Consider the following 2,925-nt stretch of genomic DNA (forward strand, 5'->3'; position numbering starts at 1 on the left):
AGGTTTTTTTCAGTATCACGAAGTTTTGCAGCTTCTTCATACTTCTGACTACGAACAACTTTATTTTTTTCTATTTTAATCTCCTCAATTTTCTGTTCTACATCAATAATATTTTGTGGAACATGAATATTGGTTAGGTGAACACGAGATCCCGACTCATCAAGGGCATCAATAGCCTTATCAGGAAGGAAGCGATCTGTGATATACCTTGAAGTTAAGCTTACACAAGCATTAATAGCTTCATCCGTATAAGTCACACCATGATGCTCTTCATATTTCTCTTTAATTCTGTTCAGAATTTCAATGGTTTCAGTTGGTGTTGCCGGCTCAATCATCACTTTCTGGAAACGACGGTCGAGCGCGCCATCTTTTTCAATGAACTGACGGTATTCATCCAGAGTGGTAGCTCCAATACATTGAATTTCTCCACGCGCTAATGCCGGTTTAAACATATTTGATGCATCCAGAGACCCTGAAGCACCGCCTGCACCTACAATAGTATGTATTTCGTCAATAAAAAGAATAACATCCGGCGATTTCTCCAACTCATTCATAACCGCTTTCATCCGCTCTTCAAATTGCCCGCGATATTTTGTACCGGCAACCAATGAAGCTAGATCAAGTGTAACTACTCTCTTATTAAAAAGAACACGAGAAACTTTACGCTGAACTATTCTTAGGGCAAGTCCCTCTGCAATGGCAGATTTACCAACACCTGGCTCACCAATAAGAATTGGATTGTTCTTTTTACGACGTGATAAGATCTGAGAAACCCGCTCAATTTCTTTCTCACGACCAACAATTGGATCTAATTTGCCATCTTCAGCCGCACGGGTTAAATCCCGACCGAAATTATCGAGTACGGGAGTTTTTGATTTGATGTCAGATACTTTCTTCGGCTGACTAAAACTCTCCTCTTCTCTAAATTCATCATCCCCAGCAGGAGAACCTCCTGGAGCTTCATCGCGGAAACCTTCTTTATTATTCTCTATTTCAGACTTAAATATATCATAGTTAACATTGTATTGCTGAAGGATTTGAGAAGCTATATTATCTTCATCGCGAAGAATTGATAACAACAAGTGCTCTGTCCCGATAACATCACTTTTAAATATCTTAGCTTCGAGATACGTGATTTTTAAAACTTTTTCAGCTTGTTTGGTTAGAGGAATATTACCAAGATTGACTGTTGTACTTGACGTGCCTTTGACTGAATCTTCTACCGATTTGCGCAATTTGGCAGTATCAACACCCGCATTTTTCAATATTTTTATAGCCATGCCATCACCCTCCCTTATGAGACCCAGCAGTAAATGCTCAGTTCCAATGTAATCATGACCCAATCGCAGGGCTTCCTCTCTGCTATATGAAATGACGTCTTTGACGCGTGGTGAAAATTTAGCTTCCATTATATTACCTTTCTATTAGAATTAACGCCCTAATGTATTAAATTATTAGGTTAATAAACCTGACGATCGTAGAACATTTATCAACAATTAAGCCATTTAAAAAAAAACGCATTTCTAGACATATTAGATAATAAAGTTGACATGTCTCTGACTAAAATACGATATTTGGAGTTCAATAATAAATACAAATGTCAGACGAAAAAATAATTTTTTCTATGGCCGGGGTAAATAAGATTTATCCTCCACAGAAACAGGTACTTAAGAATATTTATTTGTCATTTTTCTATGGTGCCAAGATAGGTGTTATCGGATTAAATGGCTCGGGAAAGTCATCGGTATTAAAAATCATAGCGGGATTAGATAAAGCATATCAAGGGGAAGTTGTTTTTTCTCCTGGATATACTGTTGGTTATCTAGCGCAGGAACCCCTCCTAGATGTCCAAAAAACAGTACGTGAAGTCGTTGAGGAGGGAGTCGCTTCCACAACTGCTATCTTAAAAGAATACGAAGACATCAACGAAAAGTTTGGTCTGCCGGAGGTATATGAGAATGCAGATGAGATGGACAAACTACTGGCACGACAAGGAGAATTACAAGACCAAATCGATGCTTGTGGGGCTTGGGAGCTTGATAGCAAACTGGAAAGAGCCATGGATGCACTACGTTGTCCGGAGCCAGACACAAAAATTGCCACTTTGTCAGGAGGGGAACGTAGAAGAGTAGCATTATGTCGCCTACTGCTTCAGGAACCTGATGTTTTATTGCTCGACGAACCTACAAACCACCTCGATGCTGAAAGTATAGATTGGTTAGAACAACACTTAAAACAATATAAAGGGACGGTAATTGCCGTAACACACGATAGGTATTTCTTAGACAATGTTGCCGGATGGATTTTAGAACTTGATCGAGGTGAGGGTATTCCATGGAAAGGGAACTACTCTTCTTGGCTTGACCAAAAAGCAAAAAGGTTAGCTTCTGAAGAAAAGACTGAAAGCAAGCGTCAGAAAACATTAGAAAGAGAACTCGAATGGGTTCGGATGGCACCCAAAGCCCGTCATGCTAAGTCGAAGGCTCGTTTATCAAACTATGAGAAGCTTGCCTCTGAAGATACCAAGGAAAGGGAAGATAAGCTAGAATTGTTCATCCCGCCAGGGCCAAGACTAGGAAACCTGGTAATTGAAGCACAGAATGTTACGAAAGCCTATGGCGATAAATTATTGTTTGAAAACCTAAGTTTTTCACTGCCTCCAGCTGGGATTGTTGGTATCATCGGACCAAATGGAGCGGGTAAAACAACGTTATTTCGCTTAATAACTGGACAAGAAATTCCTGATGCTGGTTCATTTAGAGTCGGACCCACAGTTGCTCTTGGTTATGTAGATCAAATGCATGACGACCTAGATGCAGAAAAGTCGGTTTGGGAAAACATTACCGATGGGCAAGAAACCATCTTGCTTGGCAATCGTCCGATAAATTCAAGAGCATACGTCTCTAAATTTAATTTCAATGGTGC

Annotated in this window: 2 protein-coding genes; one reads left to right on the plus strand and one right to left on the minus strand. The window is 39.9% G+C overall.

Annotated elements, in window-relative coordinates; all coding sequences use genetic code 11:
• Positions 1–1,409: Clp protease N-terminal domain-containing protein (locus ACILQF_RS12540; protein WP_395627739.1), on the minus strand; the 1,409-nt coding region annotated here is incomplete at its 3' end.
• Between the two features lie 188 nt (positions 1,410–1,597).
• On the opposite strand from ACILQF_RS12540, the gene ettA reads away from it, so the two are divergent.
• Positions 1,598–2,925, plus strand: a 1,328-nt coding sequence (gene ettA / locus ACILQF_RS12545) for an energy-dependent translational throttle protein EttA (RefSeq protein ID WP_395627740.1), incomplete at its 3' end; no start/stop codon positions are given.

It is taken from the genome of Daejeonella sp. (assembly GCF_044232565.1).
Classification (GTDB): Bacteria; Bacteroidota; Bacteroidia; order Sphingobacteriales; family Sphingobacteriaceae; genus Daejeonella.